General features: G+C 66.3%; 18 protein-coding genes and 1 pseudogene. 8 read left to right on the top strand and 11 right to left on the bottom strand.

Annotation, left to right across the window (positions count from 1 at the left end):
• The first annotated feature begins 21 nt into the window (after positions 1-21).
• Together OEX18_09105 and OEX18_09100 are read left to right on the top strand one after the other, a co-directional pair.
• On the top strand, positions 22-2,100 hold the full coding sequence (locus OEX18_09105) for a S9 family peptidase (protein ID MDH4337413.1): 2,079 nt from the start codon (positions 22-24) through the stop codon (positions 2,098-2,100).
• The gene (locus OEX18_09100; GenBank protein MDH4337412.1) at positions 2,097-2,564 is read left to right on the top strand and encodes a PaaI family thioesterase; all 468 of its coding nucleotides are present in this window, start codon (positions 2,097-2,099) and stop codon (positions 2,562-2,564) included. Before OEX18_09105 ends, OEX18_09100 begins: the two co-directional genes overlap by 4 nt.
• A 1-nt stretch (position 2,565) precedes the next feature.
• Here OEX18_09100 and OEX18_09095 read toward each other — a convergent pair whose 3' ends face one another.
• The 4 genes from OEX18_09095 to OEX18_09080 form a co-directional block, all read right to left on the bottom strand.
• Positions 2,566-3,693, bottom strand: coding sequence for a GNAT family N-acetyltransferase (locus OEX18_09095; protein ID MDH4337411.1), 1,128 nt, complete (start codon positions 3,691-3,693; stop codon positions 2,566-2,568).
• Positions 3,690-3,935, bottom strand: coding sequence for a phosphopantetheine-binding protein (locus tag OEX18_09090; GenBank protein ID MDH4337410.1), 246 nt, complete (start codon positions 3,933-3,935; stop codon positions 3,690-3,692). Before OEX18_09090 ends, OEX18_09095 begins: the two co-directional genes overlap by 4 nt.
• Before the next feature lie 2 nt (positions 3,936-3,937).
• Positions 3,938-5,470 (bottom strand): acyl--CoA ligase, encoded by a 1,533-nt coding sequence (locus tag OEX18_09085; GenBank protein MDH4337409.1) that lies wholly within the window; start codon positions 5,468-5,470, stop codon positions 3,938-3,940.
• Between the two features lie 73 nt (positions 5,471-5,543).
• A complete protein-coding gene (locus OEX18_09080) occupies positions 5,544-7,352 on the bottom strand; it encodes a M2 family metallopeptidase (GenBank protein ID MDH4337408.1) in 1,809 nt (602 codons plus the stop codon).
• A gap of 116 nt (positions 7,353-7,468) precedes the next feature.
• Here OEX18_09080 and OEX18_09075 point away from each other — a divergent pair, with 116 nt between their 5' ends.
• The 6 genes from OEX18_09075 (at position 7,469) to OEX18_09050 (ending at position 11,785) form a co-directional block, all read left to right on the top strand.
• Positions 7,469-8,446: a P1 family peptidase gene (locus tag OEX18_09075; GenBank protein MDH4337407.1), complete on the top strand. Its 978-nt coding sequence runs from the start codon at positions 7,469-7,471 to the stop codon at positions 8,444-8,446.
• Positions 8,419-9,012, top strand: coding sequence for a DNA-3-methyladenine glycosylase I (locus OEX18_09070; protein MDH4337406.1), 594 nt, complete (start codon positions 8,419-8,421; stop codon positions 9,010-9,012). Before OEX18_09075 ends, OEX18_09070 begins: the two co-directional genes overlap by 28 nt.
• Complete coding sequence (locus OEX18_09065; GenBank protein MDH4337405.1) at positions 9,009-9,359, top strand: hypothetical protein; 351 nt, start codon at positions 9,009-9,011, stop codon at positions 9,357-9,359. The genes OEX18_09070 and OEX18_09065 overlap by 4 nt, the downstream gene beginning before the upstream one ends.
• Positions 9,360-9,434: 75 nt before the next feature.
• Entirely contained in the window at positions 9,435-9,896 is a 462-nt protein-coding gene (locus tag OEX18_09060) for a GyrI-like domain-containing protein (protein ID MDH4337404.1), read from the top strand.
• Between the two features lie 31 nt (positions 9,897-9,927).
• The gene (gene purT, locus OEX18_09055; GenBank protein ID MDH4337403.1) at positions 9,928-11,097 is read left to right on the top strand and encodes a formate-dependent phosphoribosylglycinamide formyltransferase; all 1,170 of its coding nucleotides are present in this window, start codon (positions 9,928-9,930) and stop codon (positions 11,095-11,097) included.
• A gap of 4 nt (positions 11,098-11,101) precedes the next feature.
• Entirely contained in the window at positions 11,102-11,785 is a 684-nt protein-coding gene (locus tag OEX18_09050; GenBank protein ID MDH4337402.1) for an MBL fold metallo-hydrolase, read from the top strand.
• A 20-nt stretch (positions 11,786-11,805) separates the two neighbouring features.
• Here OEX18_09050 and OEX18_09045 read toward each other — a convergent pair whose 3' ends face one another.
• From OEX18_09045 to OEX18_09015, 7 genes and pseudogenes are all read right to left on the bottom strand, one after another.
• The gene (locus OEX18_09045) at positions 11,806-13,323 is read right to left on the bottom strand and encodes a PH domain-containing protein (protein MDH4337401.1); all 1,518 of its coding nucleotides are present in this window, start codon (positions 13,321-13,323) and stop codon (positions 11,806-11,808) included.
• Entirely contained in the window at positions 13,307-13,813 is a 507-nt protein-coding gene (locus tag OEX18_09040) for a PH domain-containing protein (protein MDH4337400.1), read from the bottom strand. Before OEX18_09040 ends, OEX18_09045 begins: the two co-directional genes overlap by 17 nt.
• On the bottom strand, positions 13,810-16,404 hold the full coding sequence (locus OEX18_09035) for a protein kinase (GenBank protein ID MDH4337399.1): 2,595 nt from the start codon (positions 16,402-16,404) through the stop codon (positions 13,810-13,812). Before OEX18_09035 ends, OEX18_09040 begins: the two co-directional genes overlap by 4 nt.
• Before the next feature lie 676 nt (positions 16,405-17,080).
• A pseudogene (locus OEX18_09030) lies at positions 17,081-17,167 on the bottom strand (prepilin-type N-terminal cleavage/methylation domain-containing protein).
• A 169-nt stretch (positions 17,168-17,336) separates the two neighbouring features.
• Complete coding sequence (locus OEX18_09025; GenBank protein MDH4337398.1) at positions 17,337-18,002, bottom strand: tetratricopeptide repeat protein; 666 nt, start codon at positions 18,000-18,002, stop codon at positions 17,337-17,339.
• Between the two features lie 18 nt (positions 18,003-18,020).
• Positions 18,021-18,917 (bottom strand): Ku protein, encoded by an 897-nt coding sequence (locus tag OEX18_09020; protein MDH4337397.1) that lies wholly within the window; start codon positions 18,915-18,917, stop codon positions 18,021-18,023.
• A 207-nt stretch (positions 18,918-19,124) separates the two neighbouring features.
• Positions 19,125-20,795, bottom strand: coding sequence for a T9SS type A sorting domain-containing protein (locus OEX18_09015; protein MDH4337396.1), 1,671 nt, complete (start codon positions 20,793-20,795; stop codon positions 19,125-19,127).
• Positions 20,796-20,804: the final 9 nt, after the last annotated feature.

Raw genomic sequence — 20,804 nt, 5'->3', positions numbered from 1 at the left:
ACCGACACCGGACGGCGCGCCTTGAAGCCGCCGGTTGCGCGCCGCGTGCCGCGGGAAATCACCGTCCACGACAACACGCGCGTGGATGACTACTACTGGCTCCGCGAGCGCGACAACCCCGAAGTGACCGCCTACCTCCGGGCCGAAAACGCCTACGCCGACGCGCTCATGGCGCCAACGGAGCCCCTGCAGGAGACCCTCTACCAGGAAATGCTCTCGCGCGTGCGCGAGACCGATGCCACCGTCCCCGTCCGCGAGGACGATTATCTTTACTATCTGCGCACCGAGGCGGGGCGCCAGTACGAGATCCTCTGCCGGCGCCGCGACCGGCCGGGTGCGGCCGAAGAGATCATCCTCGACGAGAACCAGCTGGCGGAGGGCCACGCCTACTGCGCGGTGGGCGCGGCCGAAGTGAGCCCGGACCACACGCTGCTCGCCTACACGGTGGACACCTCCGGCAGCGAGGTGTACCAGCTCTTCGTGCGCGACCTCGCCACCGGTGCGGTCATCGACGGCCCCATCTCCGGCGTTTCCTCCGATGTGGAATGGGCCAACGACAGCCACACGCTCTTCTACCTCATCCTGGACGAGCAGATGCGGCCGTACCGGCTGCACAGCCACGAGGTCGGCGCCGACGCCGCGCGGGACCCCGAACTCTACAGCGAACCCGACGCGGCCTTCTACGTGGGAATCGAAGTGTCCCGCAGCCGCGAGTACCTGTTCGTCACCATGGAGAGCCATGCCACCAGCGAGGTGCGCGCGCTGCACCTGGACCAGTCGGTGCAACGCGAACTCACCGACCCGGATGCGCTGCGTCTGATTGCGCCGCGCAAGGCAGACGTCGAGTACCACGTGGCCCACAGCGGCGAATCGTTGTTCATCGTGAGCAACGAGGCGGCCATGAATTTTCGCGTGTTCGAAACCCCGGTCACGGATACGGCGCGCGAAAGCTGGCGCGAGATCATCCCCCACCGCCCGGCGGTGAAGATCGAGGGCATCGAAGCCTTCGAGCGCTACCTGGTGGTGGTGGAACGCGAGGGCGGCCTCAAGCGCATCCGCATCATCGACCTCATCACGCGCGAGTCGCGCTACGTCGCCTTCGACGAGCCGGTCTACACGGTGGGGCTGGAGCGCAACCCCGGCTTCCAGGAGACGCAGCTGCGTTTCAGCTATTCGTCGCTCACCATGCCGCGCAGCGTGTTCGACTTCGACATGCAGACCGGCACGCGGGCACTGTTGAAACGCTACGACGTCCCCGGCGACTACGACCCCGCGCGCTACACCAGCGAGCGCGTGCACGCCGCCGCCACCGACGGAACCCGCGTACCCATCTCCCTGGTGTACCGCAAGGACACGCCGCGCGACGGGTCCGCACCACTGTTGCTGTACGGCTACGGCGCGTATGGCATCAGCGTGGAGCCGCATTTCTCGCCCAACCGCGCGAGCCTGCTGGACCGCGGCTTCATCTTTGCCATCGCGCATGTGCGCGGCGGCGGAGAACTGGGCCGCGACTGGTACGAGCGCGGCAAGAAGCTGTACAAACGCAACACGTTCACCGATTTTCTCGCCTGCGCCGACCACCTGGTGGCGCGCAACTACGCGCGCAAGGGCAACATCGTCTGCTACGGTGGCAGCGCGGGCGGCATGCTGATTGGCGCGGTGGTCAACGCGCGTCCGGAGGTCTGGCGCGCGGCGGTGGCGGTGGTTCCGTTTCTCGACGTGCTCAACACCATGCTCGACGACACGTTGCCGCTGACCGTGCTCGAGTACGACGAGTGGGGAAACCCCGCCGACTTGAAGTTCCACGACTATATCCTGTCGTATTCGCCGTACGACAACATGCGCGCCCAGCACTATCCGCCCATGCTGCTCCTGAGCGGCCTCAACGACCGGCGCGTGCAGTACTGGGAGCCGGCCAAGTGGACGGCGAGGCTGCGCACCATCAAGACCGACGGCAACCCGCTGCTGCTGCGAACACGCATGGACGAGGGCCACAAGGGCGCCTCGGGCCGCTACGACTACCTGCGCGATGTGGCGCGGGAGTATGCGTTCATCATCGAGAGCGATCGCATCGGCGCCGAGACAAAGGAAAAGGCATGAAAGAGCCCGCCATCCAGGACTACTACCCCGACGACTTCTCGCACTGCTACGGGTGCGGGAGGCTCAACGCCGCCGGATACCGCATCCGAACGATGTGGGATGGGGACGAAACCGTCACACATTTCACGCCGCAGAGCCACCACATCGCGCTGCCGGGATTCGTCTACGGCGGACTGGTGGCGTCGCTCATTGACTGCCATGCCATGGCAACGGCGGCGGGGGCGGCACTGCGCGCCGCGGGTCATGCCATCGGCGAGGTGCCGTCACCGCGCTACGTGACCGCCCAGTTGAACGTGAGTTACCTCAAGCCCACACCGCTGGGCCACGAACTGGAAATCCGCGGGCGGGTAAAAGAGGCGACGCCGCGCAAGACCATCGTGGAGGTTACCGTGTCGGGGCAGGGCGGGGTGACGGCGAAGGGCGAGGTGGTGGCGGTGCCCATGCCGGAATCGATGGGGCGATAGGCTAGCCGTGCATCGAGTCGATCAGCCGCACGTCCCAGTGTGAGCGATCGACCGCGGGTGTTCCACCCAGCGACCATTCTCCCCCCGGGACGAGTTTCTTGAGCAACACGCACGGCATCCCCCGCGCCTGCTGATCCAGCAGCGACGGCCGGAAGCCGAAGCGTTTGAGCGTCGCGCGGTCCTCGCTGCCCAGCGTTCCCGTCCACACGCCGATGTCCTTCGCGCCGCCCCGCGACAGGGCGTGGTGCAGGAGTTCCGCGCGCAGGCCTGCATCGCTGCCCTCCCAGTCCGCAACGTTGAAGGGCAGCTTCGGTTCGCGGTAGGAGCGGCTGCGCGCCAGCAGGAGGTAACCCTCCAGCCGCCCGTCGCGTTCCGCATACACGAAGCGATACTCGCGCGACGGGTTACGGCAGCGCCACGCGAAAAACGCGGCGTCGTGCAGACCCCGTATGCGCCCGTCGTACGGCAGCCGCGCGGCCAGTTCCGCCATGGCCTCGGCGCGCGCGTGCTTCTCGCTGGCAATCCGCAGGCCCGAACGCGTGGTGGTGTGGCCGGAGCGGTCGAGCCGCTCGAAGACCCGCTCGTCGCCGTGCCTGAGTTCGTTGGAGACGTGCGCGAGACGCCACAGCACCCGGCGCCCCCGCACCCGCGGGCGCAGGCTGTCCTGCACGCGGCGCCGCCAGCCCGTCCGTGTCATGGGTTCCATGGCGCCGACACTCTTCCAGCCCATGGCGAGCGATTGCAGCACGGTGACGCGCCCGCCGCTGGTGTTGAGCACGTAGTCGTAGCCGCGCCGCGCGAGATCCTCCAGGGCGAAACGCATGATGGCGGTCATGAGTCCCTTGTTGCGGTGCGCCCGCGCGATGGCGAAATCGTCCGCGCACGGAATCACCACCGGCCCGCCGGCGGTGCGCCAGCGGGTTCCGTAGCACCCGCGCATGCCGGCCACGTTTCCGCCGGCGTCGAGAGCGAGATAGAGGATCGGCTCGCCGATGTACGGGTTCTGGCCGTACTTCCATGCCATGTACTCGGGGGCATCGGCGAATTCTGTTTCGTACGCGCTGCGGCGCAGCTCGAGGATCTGCTCCTGGAACTCGGGCCGGGCGGCGATGATCTGGTATTCGCTCATCGCACGCTCCGTTCCCGCTCGACGAAAGCAACAATGGCATTCACCGTGTCCCACTCCGCGGTCATGTCGATGGCGGTCGCGTCGATGGCGCGGCCTGTCTTCTGCTCGATCCACACCAGCAGCTGGAACAGGCCCAGGGAATCCAGACTGCCGGAGGAGAGCAGCGGGGTTTCGCGTTGCACGGCGCCGGCGAGCGCGGGGTTCCACTCGCCGATGGCGCGGATGAGTTCGTCGTGGAGCACGCTCAGGCGCCCCCGGCGCCCGAGTCCCGCCGCAACGCGGCGAAGTTGACCGGGGTGCCGCCCGCACAGGCTTCGGCCACGGAGGCGCGGTTCACCTTGCCCCGCGACGTGCGCGGTATCTCGGGCACCACGTACCAGCGCTGCGGCATCTGGTGGCGGGCGAGGTGGCGGTGGGTCCAGTCGTACAACGACAGCAGCGTTGCCGGGGCGGTGTTATCGAGCACGACCGCCACCCCCACGTCCTCGCCCAGCAACGGTTCCTCAAAGGCAAACGCGCATACGTCGTTGGTGGCCGGAAAGCGTTCGATCACCGAGTCAATGTCGGCGGGATAGACCTTCGTTCCACCCTTGTTGATCTCCTCGCGTTCCCGTCCGCGCAGGTACAGCCAGCCACGGCCGTCGATGACGCCGACGTCGCCGGTGAGGAACCAGCCATCGCTCACCACCTGCCCGGTGAGATCATCGCGGTCCAGGTAGCCGCGCATCAGCGCCGGCGTGTTGACCCAGACGTGACCGGGGGCATCCGCCGCGCACACGGCGTCCGGCTCGCCGGGGGCACCGGGCTGGTTGCTCTTGAGAACGCGGATCACGCCACCCCACGCCTCACCCACCAGCCCGTCCTCCGGCGCGAAACCGGGCACGGTGGTGCCGGCCAGCCAGCTCCCGGTTTCGGTGATGCCGTAGGCGTTGAACACGGCCGTCGTCCCCGACCATACCTGCACCGTTTCCCACAACGACGCCGACAGCGGCGCGGAACCCACGAACACACGTGTCAGCGAATGCTTCTGCGGTGGTCTGGCGATGCGCTGTGCCAGGCGCCACACCGCGGGAACGGATGACATGAACGTGATGTCGTGCTCGTCCACGACGGCACCAAGCTGCGAGACGATCTCGGGTTTGAACGGCGGCAGGATGTGCAGGTCACATCCCGACAGCCATGGAAACAGGCAGTTGCAGATGAGCCCGTGGCCGAAGTGGGTGGGCAGCAGGCATAGCGTGCGCGCGTACGCCTCGAGGCCCAGGTGGTCGCGCAGGCTCGTCCAGCGCGCGCGCAGCGAACGGTGGGTGTGCACCACGCCCTTGGGCTGCCCGGTGGTGCCGGAGGTGAACAGAATGAGTGCGTCGTCGTCCAGCCGGATCCCGGGCGCCGCGGATGCGGCGCCCGCGCTCTCGCGGACCGTAATGTCCACCATGGGCACGCCGAGCCGCTGAAGCACACCCGCCACCTCGGCATCGGGTGACCCATTGAAAAGAGACACCCGCGGCTTCGCCCACGAGGCCAGCGTCTCGACCTCGAAGGGGGTGAAGCGCGCATCGATGGGAATCGCGCACCCGCCCGCCCGCCAGACGGCGAGCAGCTCCACGAAGAACTCGTTGCAGTTGCCAAAATGGATGAAGGCACGGTCGCCGCGGCCGAAACCCCGCGACCGCAGGTCCGCGGCGCGCACTTCTATGCGGAAGGCGCATTCTTCCGGGATCCAGCGCTTTCCGGAGAGCGGTTCCAGCAGCGAGCCGGTATGTATGTCGAGCATCATCGCGCCAGCATAACGAAAAAGGCCCGCCAGAGCGACGGGCCTTTTTCAGTGCCGCAAAGAAGCTGCGCGACGCTCAGATGGTTTCGGGCAGCGTGTACGTGCGTCCCTGGTTCTGCTCCTTGAGGTACGGCATGATCGGCTCGAAGTAGCGCAGGATGGGTTGCGCGCTCACGTCGGCGCCGGTCGCCTCGCGGGTCAGCTCACGCCAGTCGCGGGTGGCGCCGGGGGTGAGAATCTGGCGCAGGAAGTCGCCCACCGCGGTGCTGCCGTAGTAGTTGGTGGCGTGCGGATCTTGCTTGAGGATGTTGCTGGCGATGTGGTCGTGCAACTGGAAGAGCAGCACGTACGACATGGCGTAGTCATAGTACTGCGCCGCGTCGTCGATGATGTGCGTCTTGGTGGCCGCGTCGCAGAACGCATCGCCGCGCGGCGACGGCGGTACGATGCCCTGGTACTTCTTCACCAGCTCCCACCACTTGTCGTTGAACTGGGATTGGGGAAGGTTCTCGCCGTACAGGGAGTACTCGAACTCCGTCATCACGCCCGCCGACCACGGCAGGAACACGATGTAGTTGAGCGCTTCCTTGAGCAGCGCCTGCGTCTCGTCGGTCTCGGCACCGTCCGGGAAGAGGCCGATGCCCTCGATGAACGGCTTCTGCATGGCGGCCAGCCCCATGAGGCTGCCCACGCCCTCGTGATAAGCACGGTTGGCGCCGCGCCGCAAGAGCATCGGCACGCCGGGGTTGGTGTAGGAAATGTAGTAGTACACGTGGCCCAGTTCGTGGTGCGTGGTCTCGTACCAGTCCGCGTTGGGAATGACGCTCATGAGGCAGCGCACATCCTTGTCCAGATCCATGTGCCACGCCGACGCGTGGTTGTTCTTCTTGTAGTCCGCGCCTTCCGGTGCCGGGTAGAGATCCGAACGCTCATGGAACGTCGTCGGCAGCGAGGAGAAGCCGAGGCTCACGTAGAAGCTCTCCGCCTGCTTGACCAGCCACTCGGGTTCCTTCTGCTTGAGCTTGGAATCCAGATCCAGCCCCTCCACCTTGACCATCGACGACCAGTCCTGGCCCCAGCGGTTGGGGAGCCAGTGCGCCGGCAGCATGTCGGGGACCTCCGTCACGCCGTAGCGCTTGGCCAGCTCGTAGCGCGCCCAGGTGTGCAGCTCGCGATACAGCGGCCAGATGTCGCGCACGGTTTGCAGCATCTCGGCGCGAAGCTCCGGGGTGGTCATGCCGTACTCGGACACCTGGTAGTCGAAGTAGTCCTTGTAGCCCAGCGCCTGCACCGTTTCGTTGCGGTAGCGCTGCAGGTCCACCAGGCCGGGGCGCAGGCTGGTTCCAACTTCCTTGCTCGCGGACCACGCGGCGAGGCGCTGGTTGAGGTCGGTGTCCGCGCGCAGCAGCTCGTCGATGTCGTTGGTTGAAATCGACTTTCCGTCCATCTTGAAATCGTAGCCGAACAGCACCTCCACCATCTCCGTCTCCACCTTGATGCGCTGCTTGACCAGGTCGGGGACGGTCTGTGGATTGTTGGCGGCCTCGTACAGAATGGCGTTGAGCTGGCGCACGAGGATGTCGGGGAGCGCGTCCTTCTGTGCCAGAAAGCCGCGTGCCTGCTCGATGTTCTGGGTGCTTCCGGTAAAGGCGGCCATCGTCTCCTTCGCCATGCGGGAGCGATAGGCATTGGTGGTGTCGCCATCGACGATGTGGGTGTTGACCGCCCATTCGGCGAGGCTTGTCTCATAGTAGAGTTGCTGGAGCTGGGCCGTGTAGCTGTCCACGAACGCCTGTGCTGCCTGCTCCGGGCTTTCCTTCTTGCCGCACGAGGCAAGCATTGCCGAAGCGGCCACGAGGAGCACGGCCACGAGAGTGCGTTTCATTATATCCTCCTGGGATTTCCCGATATGTGGTGGCGCGATCAGGGACGGGAGCCCGGCGCCATCCGCACCATGGTAGCCCATCACAGGAGCAAGTCAAGGTGCTATAATGCGCGTCCATGACGCCAGAAAAAGAACAGCTGACCAACGACAACGGATCGCTTGTGCCGGTGACATCGTTCTCGACCCCGGTGGTGGAGTTTGATCTCCCGGGGCTCGCGATTGGTGTCGCCGAGTACGCGGAGGGACCCACCGGGAGTACGGTGTTTCACTTTCCGGATGGAGCCACCGGCGTTGCCGACGTGCGCGGTGGCGCGCCGGGCACGGTGCTGTCGCACCGCGAGGGCTGGGTGGACGCCATATGCTTTGCCGGCGGGTCGGTGTACGGGCTGGAAGCTTCCAGCGGCGTGAGTGCCGGGCTGCTGGCGCGCAAGGACTATGACACCAACTATAACAACATCGCCATCGTGTCGGGCGCGGTGATCTTCGACTTCAACCGCTTTCGCGCCAACAAGGCGGTGTATCCCGACAAGGCGCTCGGGCGGGCCGCGCTGGAATCGGCACGACCGGGCGTGTTTCCGCTGGGACCGCGCGGCGCGGGCGCGTGCGCCACGGTGGGCAAATGGCTGCGAAGTCCCTACCAGCTCGAGCGCTGCGGGCAGGGTGGTGCGGTGTACGCCTCCGGTGACGTGCGCGTGGCCGCTTTCTGCGTTGTGAATGCGGTGGGGTGCCTGGTGGACCGCGAGGGGCGCGCAGTGCGGGGCCATTTGAACGCCGAGACGAAACGCCGCCATCGCGTGGGCGAGGTGGTGTCGATTCGAGACGAGGTGGAGCCACAACCAGACGTGCCGCCGGGAAACACCACCCTCACCGTGGTCGTAACCAACCAGGTGATGGGACTGCGCGAGTTGAACCAGATGGCGCGGCAGGTGCACAGCTCCATGGCGCGCGCTATCGATCCGTTTCACACCATGTACGACGGCGACGTGCTCTATGCGGTGACGACCAACCAGATCGACCCCGCGCCCCTCAAGTACAACGAGATCAGCTACATTGCATCGGAGGTCGCATGGGACGCGGTGCTGAGGAGCTACTGAAACGCTGCATCTGGCCGGGCGACGACCCGCTGATGCTCGCCTACCACGACGAGGAGTGGGGCGCGCCGCTGCACGACGACCGCCGCCTCTTCGAATTCCTCATCCTGGAAGGCGCGCAGGCCGGGTTGTCCTGGCGCACCATTCTGAACAAGCGCGCCAATTACCGCCGGGCGTTCGACCGTTTCGACGCAAAGAAGATCGCCGCCTACCGCGCGGCCGATGTGCGCCGTTTGCTCGGCGACGCGGGTATCGTGCGCAATCGACTCAAGATCGAGTCCGCCATCGACAACGCGCGTGCCTTTCTGGATGTCAAAAAGGAGTTCGGGACGTTCGACCGCTACGTCTGGTCGTTCGTGGACGGGAAGCCGGTACAGAACAAATGGAAGGGCCTGCGTGAGCTTCCGGCGAAGACAGCGGTGTCAGACACAATGAGCAAGGACCTCAAGAAGCGCGGCTTCCGCTTTGTGGGATCGACCATCTGCTACGCGTTCATGCAGGCGACGGGTATGGTCAACGACCACACGGTGGATTGCTATCGTCACAAGGCCTGCGCGAGGATGCGATGAACGAGGCGGCACGCACAGAAGCCCGGTCGGAACGGGCGCCCCGCCGCGTCTGGAATTTCCTCAAGACGCGCTGGGGCGTCACCGGATGGGGTGTGGTGGCCATTCTGCTGTCGTTCTCGCTGGCGGGAATGAGCGTGCTCAAGCTGGCCTACCCCATCGTGCACGCGGTGGTGCCGCACGATGCGCCGGGCTGGCAGTACTGGACCATCAAGTTCCTCATCGTGATCCCGGCGTACGAAGTCCTGCTGCTGATCTGGGGCACGCTGCTGGGACAGGGCCGCTTCTTCCGCCTCAAGCTGCGGCAGACGCTGCGCTTCATTGCCAGGCCGTTTCGCCGCGGACGCTGAGGCGGAGGGCCGCGGGCGGCGGCCCCGGCGTAACCCCCCTTGCGTGCCCGTGCGTCGCGGTCTATACTGCCGCCGATGTCCTACCAGGTCGAGATTCGCAAGGTCACCGAGCAGCCGGTTGTGAGTATTCGCGTGCAGTGTCATGTGGCGGAACTCGGTGCCATCCTCGCAGAGATTCTCCCCGAAGTATGGCGCTACGTGCGCAACAACGGTGTCAACCCCAGCGGTCCCCCCTTCACCCGTTACCACGGCTTCTCGGAAGACCGTGTCGACATCGAGGGCGGCCTCCCGTTGCCTGCGCCCTTGCCGGGTGAGGGCCGTATCACCGCCGGCATGCTGCCCGCGGGTGACGTTGCCACCACCGTGCACATGGGGCCCTACGACAGACTCCCGCACGCGCACGATGCCCTCCACGAGTGGATCGAAGCCAACAAGCGGTCATCGGCGGGGCCGCAGTGGGAGGTCTACCTCACCGACCCGGGTCTCGAGCCCAATCCCCAGAAGTGGAAGACCGAGCTGATGTGGCCGATCAAGTGATAGCCGCCGGCCGCCGTCCCCGCCTCCACAGATGAAGCGAGACATTCATACGCTGATGCTGCTCGGCGCCGGCGAGCTGGGCCGCGAGGTCGTCATCTCCGCCAAGCGCCTGGGCAAGCGCGTGGTGGCGGTGGACCGCTATGCGGGTGCGCCCGCCATGCAGGTGGCGGACGCGTTCGAGGTCATCAACATGCTGGATGCGCAGGCGCTCGCCGCGGTGGTGGCGAAGCACCGTCCCGATATGATCGTTCCGGAGATCGAGGCCATCCGCACCGAGAAGCTGGCCGAATTCGAGCGCGGGGGCCTGGTGGTCATTCCCACCGCCGAGGCCGCGTTCCTCACCATGAATCGCGTGGCCATCCGCGAAGTCGCCGCACGCGAGCTGGGACTGCGCACCGCGAAGTACGCCTACGCGACCTCTCTGGAGGAACTGCGGGCCGGAGCGGAACACACCGGCATCCCCTGCGTCATCAAGCCGGTGATGTCATCGTCGGGCAAGGGGCAGTCCACGGCGGATTCCGCGGACAAGCTGGGTCACGCATGGGACTACGCCTGCAGCAACATGCGCGGCGACGAGAAGAAGGTCATCGTGGAGGAGTTCATCGACTTCCACCTCGAGATCACCCTGCTCACGGTGAAGCAGTGGGAGGGGCCCACGCTGTATGTGGACCCGGTGGGCCACCGCCAGGAGCGCGGCGACTACCAGGAGTCGTGGATCCCCGCGGCACTCCCGCCGGCGCAGCTCGCCGAAGCGCAGCGTATGGCGAAGACGGTGACGGACCGTCTGGGCGGCGCCGGCATCTTCGGCGTGGAGTTCTTCGTCACGAAGGACGAGGTGATCTTCTCGGAGCTGTCGCCGCGCCCGCACGACACCGGCATGGTGACCATGATTTCCCAGGACCTGTCCGAGTTCGACCTGCACGTGCGCGCCATACTGGGCCTTCCCATCCCGCAGGTGAACTACTACGGACCCTCCGCGTCGGCGGTGATCCTGGCCGACCGCGAGGCGCCGCGTGTCGCGGGCTATGACGGCCTCGACCGCGCGCTCGCACTCCCCGAGACGCAGATCCGCCTCTTCGGCAAGCCCGATACGCGCAAGTACCGCCGCATGGGCGTTGCACTGGCGCGGGCCGGGGACACCGACGCCGCCCGCGAGCTCGCACGTCAGGCCGCGGACTGCGTCACCATCCGCTACGAGTGACCCCATGAAGTTCACCTGGATCGGTGGCCCGTCGTACCTGCTCGAGCTGGGGCCGTTTGCCATTGTGGGCGACCCGCTCCACCTTCGCGAAGCGAAGGGGAGTGAAACCGACGCCGTGCTGGTCACGTCCGCGCTGTCCGATCATTTCGACCCGGACGCGATTGCGAGTTGCGAAGCAAAGACGGTGGTGGTTCCGGCGAACGTGACGGACCCCCCGATCGAGAGTGCGAGGCCCCTCGTGCACGGCGACTCGCTTCGCCTGGAAAAGAAGGGTACGGTTCTGACCATCGCCGCGGTTCCGGCGGCGGGGAAGGACAACGGCTACTTTCTGCGTTTGGAAGGCGCGGGCAGTCCCTTCACGGCCTACGTCACCGGTGACACGCTGTTCTCCGAGGACACGCGCGAGATCCAGCGCACGCACGGCTACGCCAACCTGCTCGTGATTCATGTTGGCGCCGAGCGCGCGTCCGATGGCACGCTGCGCAGCGCCGACGCCAAGGAAGCCATGCAGATCATCTACCGCATGCAGCCCAACGCCATCGCGGCGGTCCACCACCACACGTTCCCACACTACACCGAGTCGCTCGAGCCGCTGATCGAGAGGATCGGCCTCACCATCTACGAAAAACGCCTTCGCGTGTTGCGCGAAGGCGAATCCTTCCAGAAAGTCATTTCACCGGCGGAGTAGCGGGGAGAGGCCGTGCGGCGTCACCAGCGGAAACGCGTGCGGCTGGCGGTCTCGCGCAGGCGATCGAACAGGTCGCGCGCGGTGTCCTGGTTGAGGTAGGGAATGTTGATGCGGTGCGCGCCGCCGCCCGCGGTGTCCGCCGCCAGCGAGGCCATGCGCCAGCGCCGGTCGAAAGGCGAACGGTGCATGCTGACCACCTGCACCTTCTCGTGGCGCGCCGTGCTGGTGTGCTTCCACAGCCAGCCGGTGCGGAACGACAGGTGTTCCGTGCCGAGTGCGTAGCCGTAGCCTCGCGCCTGGCCGCGCGCGGCGAACCAGGCGTAGGTGGTGAGCGCGAGCAGCACCCCGATGCCCAGCGCATCGGCGATGAGGCTCGCAACCAGCGCCGCCACCAGTGTCACCCACAGCCACTCCCGCCAAAGGCGCCAGCGCGCGTGCGCGCCAACCGGCTGCCAGTCGATCTCGCCGGGCGCGAGGCCGGGGAGGACGTCGCCGAGGAGACGGTCGGCCAGTGCGCGCGGAAGGATGGGTGCCAGCCACTCGCGCGTGGCCGCCTTGTTCTCTTCGCCGCCCGCCGTCTGGACCCGGACGCTCACCCGGCCGAAACGCCGCTGCAGCGGAGACTCGTCCACCGTCACCAGCTGGATGCGCTGCAACGGGATGGTGCCGTGGACACGCGTAAACAGGCCGCTCGACGAACGCAACTCCCCTCCGATCAGCTCCAGCGTGAAGCCCCACAGGCGAAACACCGCCCACGCCACCGAGAGTATTCGCACCACCACCACCAGCGCCACCAGCCCCCCGGCCAGTATCAATGAATGACGCAGGAAATGCGCGAACGTCCAGCTTTCGAACCCGCCGCCGGTTCCGGCCATGGAGTTCCACAGCGAGCGGATGAGGCTCGACGACTGCTCGTCGAAGAAGTCGAGCAGGTCGAGTTCCCACAAGAGTCCCCACGCCGCCGCCACCACGATGAGGCCGCGGTTGTCGATCAATCCGAACGCGACGATGTCGCGCAGCCTCAAGCGCAGAAGCGTGCGCGACTCCGCGCGGGCGTGGGCGTCCGCCGCTTCCGTTGCGCCGGAACCCGCCTCGACGCCCGCGCGCCGTTTCCCATCGAAGACGTGCCGGCGCAGTTCCTCCACCGCGTCCAGCGACAGCACGCGCAGGCGTGCCTCCTGCTCGGAGGCGCCGGCGGTCTCTATGCGCACCTCCGCCACGCCGAACAGCCGGTGAAACGGATTTCGCACCGTTTCGATGTTCTGGATGCGCGCGTAGCGGATGTGCCGCTCGTTCTTGAACAGCGCACCGGAGGTGACGATCATCTCTTCGTCGGCGAAGGAGTAGCGCATGGTGAAATAGCGGTACACGGCGGCGAGCGAGAGGGGAATGGCCGCCCACAGCAGCCAGATGTCCCAGGGACCGGACCGCGCCGCAAAGAACACCACCGCCGCCGGCAGGATGAAGCCCCGCAGCTGGGCCGCGATCCCGAACAGCGGGGATAGCGGGTGCAGGCGGTGCCTAGACGGCGTCGTCATGGGTGGTCACCAGCAGATGATCACGAATAGCGAGCGCAAGCGCGTGGTCGAGGCCGTGCAGCGTCACCTTGCTGTGTTCGGTGCCCGCGGTGTAGATGTGCAGGCGCGCCAGGCCGAAGTTGCGCTCCAGCGGGCCCTGCGAAATGTCGGTGTGTTGCACGCGCGAGCGCGACACGGTGGATGCCTTGCGCCACAGCACGCCGCCGTGGATCTCGATGTCGTCTTCAGTGAGCCGGTACGACGCGTAGCGGTGTTCCACAACCGGCCAGAACCAGGCCAGCGCGCCCCACGCGGCCACCAGCAGAAACGCGGCGATCGGTATGAAGAGGCGGAAGAAGGCGGGAAGCGGGACCACAATGGCGACGATGACTGCGCCGCCCAGGACCACGGGCATGATGAACAGGAGCGTCCAGGCACCCACCGCCCGCGAGTAGGGGATGAAGCGCGGGTCGAGACGGTGGGTGGTGCCGTCGGCGACCGGCGCTGTCACGAGCTGACCTTCTCCTCCACCAGACGCTTGAAACGCGGGTCTTCGCGCAGCGGGTCGAAGCCGGGGTGCAGTCGCAGGATGGCGCGTGAGAAGGCCGAGGGGACCGACAGCAGGAACTCCAGGTCGCTGATGGAGAGGTCGTAGTCCCCGGTGATGATATAGATGATGGACCGCGCGTTCAGTACGTCGGTGCCCGTCATGGCGTCGCGCGACATCGGCATGATCACCGCCGCCCGGTCGATGACGGCCCTTGCCTCCGTGGACCGGCCGAGCATCGCGAGGGCGGTGGCGTATTCGCCCAGTTTGGTCGGATCGTCGGACTCAGCAATGCCGCGCGCTTCCATGAAAGCGCGCGCGGAGTCCGCAAACACCACTGCGCGACGGTCGTCTTTGAGGAAGTGGTAGGCGCTGGCGCGGGTGATATAGAAGCTGGCGGTATCCATCTGCGCCACCACGTTCAGGTTGGGCAGCCGTTCCGCGACGCGGGTGTAATCGCGCGCCATCAGGTCGCACATCACCAGAAAGTCCATTACGAAGAAGTGCCGCGTCGCCATGGGGTTCAGAATCTCGCGCGCACCCTTTACGTTTTCGTCCCGGACCACCATCAGCAGCGCCTGATAGCTCGGGAACACAATCGAATTTGGGTCCAGCGCATTGCCGCGCGCGATGTAGCGCCCCATGTCATCCCAGCGGCGCGTGTAGAGCAGCGTCTGCATCAGGTTGCCGATGCGGTCGGCGTTGCTGGGGTCCAGATCGATGGCGCGCTCGAGGTTGGCGACGGACTCGTCGAAGCGCCCCTGGCGCCGCTGCACGAAGGAAATCGCCTCCAGCACGTCGGCGTTGTTGGGCTGCAACTGGCGGGCGAGCTCGAACTCCTCCAGGGCGTGCTCGTAGTCGCGGCTGCCGTAGTAGTGGTAGTAGCCGAAGGCGATGTGCCCCGCCGGGCCCCCGCCGGCGTGACGTCTTGCTGCCAGGGCGGCGGCGCGCGCCTGCTCCAGCCGTGGCAGCTCGGGGTGGATGTGGCTGAAGTACTGGTTCGCATAGCGCCGCGCCAGGAAGGCCTGCGCATCCGCGAAGGTCGAATCCAGCGCCACCGCTTCTTCCACCAGCCCCGCGGCGGCGTCCATGTCCGCAGTCGACAGGGCGCGTTCGTAGCCGGCGCGCCCGCGGATGTAGAGGTCGTACGCCTGCAGGTTCTGCGTGGGCGCCGCCGCCATGGCGGCGCGTTCCGGCGCCAGCAGGGTAACATTGAGTTCTTCCGCGACGTTCTCGGCGATCTCGCTTTGCAGGCGGAATATCTGGTCGTACACCCGGTCGAAGTTCTCGGCCCACAGGTGGGTGTCGTCGTTGATGCGGATGAGCTGCGTGCTGATGCGCACGTTGTTCTCGCCGCCGGACTTGTCCCAGCGTACCGAACCCTCGAGCACATAGTCGACGCCGAGTTCCTTGCCGATTTCGCGCAGGCTCTTGCCCGAACCCTTGTACTTCATGGCACTGGTGCGGGAAATCACGCCCAGGCCGGAGAGATTGGCGAGGTGGGTGGTGATCTCCTCGGTAACGCCGTCGGCGAAGTACTCCTGGTCGGTGGGGCCCAGGTTCTCGAACGGCAGCACCGCGAGCATCTTGCGACCCGCGTTGGCATCGGTGACCAACGGATCGTTGCCCGGAAGGCGTCCCCTGGCGAACCACAGCGCCGCCAGCGCGATCGCCGCCACCGCCGCAATCGCCACCATGGCGGTGGCGGGCCGGCGCGTGCGTTTTCCCACGCGGCCGCCGTGGCCCAGGCGATCGAGATCCGCGATGGCGTCCCCGGCGCTCTGGTAGCGGTCGCGCGGGTCCTTCTCCAGCAGTTTCGCGATGACGTTTTGCAGCGCCGGCGGCGCCGCCTTGTTGTGCGCATTCACCGCGGTGGGGGACTCGTTCACGATCGAGTAGGTCACCGCGGATTCGTGCTCGCCCTTGAAGGGCATCCGCCCCGTCACCATCTCGTACAGCACCACCCCGAACGAGAAGAGGTCCGAGCGGTGGTCGACCTCGCCGTCCTGCACCTGCTCGGGTGACATGTACGCCGGCGTGCCGGCGGAGGACCCCACGCGCGAGACGTAGGCGCTGGTGTCGCGCCCGCGCGCGAGGCCGAAATCGAGCACCTTCAACTGGCCCTTGGGGGTCAGCATGATGTTGTCGGACTTGACGTCGCGGTGGATGATGTCGTGTTCGTGCGCCACCGCCAGTGCCGACAGAATCTGCGGCGCGAGTTCCAGCGCGCGCTGCCACGTCATTTCGCCACGCTTGACCAGGCTGCGGATGGACTCGCCCTCCACGTACTCCATGGCGATGAAGATGTGCTCGGGGGTTTCCTCGATGGCGTGGATGGCCACGATGTTCGGGTGGTTGAGGCGCGAGGCGGCGCGCGCCTCGCGGATCAGCCGCTCTCGGGCGTTGGGGTCGTCCTGGATGGTCTTGCCCACGAACTTGAGCGCCACCCGGCGGTGGAGCTTCTCGTCCTCGGCGAGGTAGACGATGCCCATGCCCCCGGCGCCGATTTCCTCGAGGATCCGATAGTGGAGTATTTTGCTTCCGACGAGTGTCATGGTTGGTGCAGTTTAGGTGAGCGGACCGGGCCCCGCAATCGCAAGTGACCGGTTATACGTGGGATTCATCGCCCGGGTTGCCCAGGTGGGCCCGCATCAGGCGCGCAATTTCCCGGGCGGAGGGGTCCGCGGACGCTTCCAGGGCCCGGCCCCCCCCTCCCGGTCCTCGCGGGACCGGTTCTGGCTGAGCTTGAACTTGCCCTCCAGGCGGTCGATGGGGATCTCAAAACGTGCATCATAGCCAAAGCACGCGGGGGCGGCAAATGGGGGAAAACAGATGGGGCCGGCGCATGTCTCGCGCCGGCCCGTGGTGAATTCCTGAAATTCGTGGGGCTTGTCAGCCGTTGGTGAACGTGATCAGTAGCGTGGCCTTGCCGTAGCCGGTGATGACGTATCCCACCATGGAGCCGCTCCAGTCCGCGAGGGGCTGGTAGCCCGTCTCGCCCGGATTGGCCGCGGCCCCGTCGACCGGTTCGGTGTTGGCCCTCGTGAACGGATTCTCCAGGGGCTGGCTCCAGGGCAGCAAATCAATGAGCGTGTCGCCGTTGGGGAGCGGGTCGGCGAGACTGGCGGGGTAAAAACCGCTGTTCTGCACGCAGAAGTCCTCCGACGCCACCTGTACGGTGTGGCTGTTGGACTTCACGCCCGCTTCCTGTGCGTTCACTTTCATGCGGACGAAGTTGGGCACTGCGATGGTTGCCAGAACGCCGATGATCACCACGACGATCATGAGCTCGATCAGTGTGAATCCTGTGTTCTTCATGGCTCTACCCCTTCGAATCGTGCCGCGCTTGCGGCGGTTGATTTAGTCTGCCGTACAGGGCTTGAGCAAGCCGCGTACCAGCGGGCCCGGGCCGGTGGTGCGCGGTTTCCGGTTGCAGCGCGAAAGGGAGCGGTATGGCGGCGTGTGGCGCCGGGGGGGGCGGCCGGGGTCAGGAGAGCTGGATGGCGGACTGCAGGTAGCGCATCAGTTCGTCCGCGACCGACATGTCCTCGCCGGGGGCGATGCGCTTGTAGTGGGAGAGCGCGTCGTATGCGGTCTTGTAGTCCTCGGTGAGAGCCGTCACCAGCCCCAGGTTGAAGTAGGCACTGGCCAGATCGGGGTCGCATTCGATGGCTTTTTCGTAGTGCATGCGCGCCAGCTTGAGGTCGCCGTACTCGAAATACAGGTTCCCGATGTTGTAGTGGGACTCCGCGTGGCGCGGCTCGAGGGAAAGTGATTGCGCGAAGCACTCAAACGCGCGGTCCAGGTCGCGCCGTATCGATTTGAGCACGCCCAGGTTGCACCATGCATCCGCCGGGTAGTCGCCCTCTTCCGCCGCGCGCAGGTACATGTCCTCCGCGCGCGGGTCGTTGCGGTCGTCCAGCATGATGGCGGTCTCGAAGAGGCCGGTCTGCAGCGGCAGCGGGACCACGTCGCCCAGACGCGCCGCATCCGGCGCGGCCCCGGTGAACATGTTCATCTGTCCCTCGGCTTCCATGCGCGTGGCCTTGCCCGCGCGGGTGTCCGCGCGCTGGAAGCCGATGCGCGACACCGCCTCCACCGGGAAGCGGATGATGTTGGTGGGCCGGGCCTTGATGGGGTTCTTGGTGTTCACGGGTCCCGTCGTCGCTGCTTACGCGGTCTTGCGCGCCTTCGTCTTGGCCTTGGCCTTGGTCTTCGCCCTGGCCGTGCTCTTCTTCTTTTCCTTGGCGACCGCCTTCTCCGCGGTCACCTTCTCCATGGGCTTCTTCTTGCCCTTGGCCTGCTCGATGCTCTGCTTGAGCGCGGTCATGATGTCCACCACTTCCGGCTCCTCCACCTCGATGGCCACGATCTCCTTGCCCTCGACCTTGGCCTGCACCATCTCCCGCACCGCGTCATTGTACTTGTTCTCGAGCTTCATCGAGGAGAGATTCGTCGACATCGAGTCGATCAGGCTCTTGGCGAGCTTGAGCTCGTCCTTGTTGGCCTTGTGCGACTCCACCAGCGGCACGTCCTCGATCTTCCGAATCTCCTTCGGATAACGCATTTTGTAAAGCACGATTCCGTCGCCCTTGGGCGCGATCATCACCACGTCCTCGCGGTCGCGCAGGATGACCTTCCCAACCCCCATCTTGCCGCTGTCTCTGAGCGCGGCGGAGAGCAGGGAGTAGGTCTTGGCGGCGACGTCGCCGTCGGGACCGGCGTAGTAGGGGGCGTCATAGAGTGTGGGGTCGATTTCGGCCGCGTCCACGAACCCCTCGATGTCGATGACCTTGGTGCTCTTGAGCCTGAGTTTGTCGAGGTCGTCCTTCTCGAAGATGACGTACTGGTCGGGTTCGTACTGGAACCCCTTGACGATCTCGTCGTTGTCCACCTGGTTATTGCACTTCTTGCACCGCTTGTCGTAGCCGATGCGGCCGTTGCACTCCTTGTGGATCTGGTTGAACGAGACGGACTCCCCGGTGTCGACCGCGTTGTAGATGCGCACGGGGATGGTCACCAGGGAGAAACGGATATGACCTTTCCAGATGGATCTCAGGGCTGGCATGACGGTGCTCCTTGTGTTTCCGGCGGCCCAGGCGCACGTTGCCGGTGTTGCAAGCTTCCCGCAGGGGTTTCGATGCTGTCAAGATACGATCCGGAAGGGTGTTAGCGCCACAGCCGGTTGGGGTTGCCCAGCAAGAAAAGGGCAAGATGTGGGCCAGCGGGGCGGGGGCCCTCCCGCGCGGGGCGGGAGGGCCGGTTCGGGATCCGCCTACTTGAGCAGTACCATTCTTCGCGCGGATGCCTGTTCGCCTGCGACCAGGCGCACCACGTAGACACCGCTGGGCGCGACGTGGCCGGCGTCCGTCTCTCCATTCCATGCCAGCGCGTGGGTGCCGGCGGGTAGGGAGCCATCGAACAGGGTGGCGACGCGCCGGCCCCGCGCGTCGTACACGTCCAGCATTACCTTTGCCGCGCGGGACAGCGTGACCGGAATGGTCGTCGCGGGGTTGAACGGGTTGGGATAGTTCTCTCCGAGCGATGCCATCGCCGGTGACGCGGTGACGGCGGACGCGCTCGCGTTGCCCTCCAGCTTTGCGAGGAAGGGCGACGCCGCGGTCAGCGGGCCGCCGCCAAAGTCGACACCGGGCGCGCTGGATCCGGAGAGCAGGATGTCACCCGACGGGAAGACCGCGGCGTGAATCTCGTAGCCGCCCACGTAGCTCGTGCTCCACAGGTGCGCGTTCGATGCGTCGAACACCGCGGCGAACATGTCGCTTCCAAAGCCGCCGGAGTGCGCGAGCGGGCTGCCGCCGAAGGTTATGCTGGTGGAGAGGAACGTGCCCGCCAGGATGAGGTTGCCGGAGGCGTCGTAGGCGACACCGGTGGCACCGTCGCTCTTGGTTCCGCCGAACATGGTGCTGGTCTGGTGCACACCGCCCGCGTCGAAGCACGCTAGGTACGCATCCACACCGCCCGCCGCGCTCAGCACGCCGCCGCCGAAGTTGACGGTGCCGGAGGCCTGTCCCGCCACCGCGATTGCGTCCGCGGGGCCGGCGGCGAGGCCCATCGTGAACAGGATGCCGGAGCCGGAGGTGAACTTGCCGGCGAAAATCTGGCTCCACTGGTGTGCTCCCGCGCCGCTGAACTTCACCAGGCACAGGTCCGCGTCACCGTCGAAGGTCAGCGGGCCGCCGCCGAAGTCCGCGCTGCCTTCCACCCCCGCCGCCAGAATGACGTTGCCGCTTTCGTCCACGGCGAGTGCCATGCCACCCTGGTTGGACGCGTCGCCGAAGAGCGCGCTCCACGCGTGCGCACCGGCGCTGGTCATGGCACCCACGAAGCAGTCTCCGCCGCCCGCGCTCGTCATCGTGCCGCCCCCGAAGTCCATGCTGCCGTAGGTGTAGCCGGTAACATAGACGTGCGAGGACGATGCGGCCATTGCGCGCACGGTTCCGGCGCCGACCAGGGTGCTCCACTGGTGCGTGCCCGCGGCGTCGAATGCGGCGAGAAACACGTCGCCGCTGGCGCCGCTCAACACGCCGCCGCCGAAGTTCACCGTTGCGGCTCCCTGCAGGTACCCGGCCACGTAGATGTTGCCGGTGGGACCGGCGGTGCAACTGGTGACCGATGCGCCCGCACCAGGGCCTCCACCGGGTGTGAACTGCTGGCTCCACAGGTGCGCACCTGCGGCGTCAAAGCGCGCCACGTAGATGTCACCGGTAAAGATGTTGGTGGGTGTGAGCACGCCGCCGCCAAAGTTGGTCGGGGCGAATATGTTTCCTGCGCACGCCACGTTGCCGGTGCCGTCGGCGGCCGCCTGCCCGCCAGCCTCGTAACCCTGGCTCCATACGTGATCGCCGAGTGCGGCGCTCGCCGCTCCGGCGAGAGCCATAATGGTCGCCACCGTTGCGGCGAGGCTGAGAATCTTGATTGCCTTCATGACAGGCCC

Source organism: Candidatus Krumholzibacteriia bacterium, from assembly GCA_029865265.1.
Lineage (GTDB): Bacteria > Krumholzibacteriota > Krumholzibacteriia > WVZY01 > JAKEHA01 > JAKEHA01.
The sequence above is the reverse complement of the archived record's forward strand: the minus strand, read 5'-3'. Positions and strand labels throughout refer to the sequence as shown.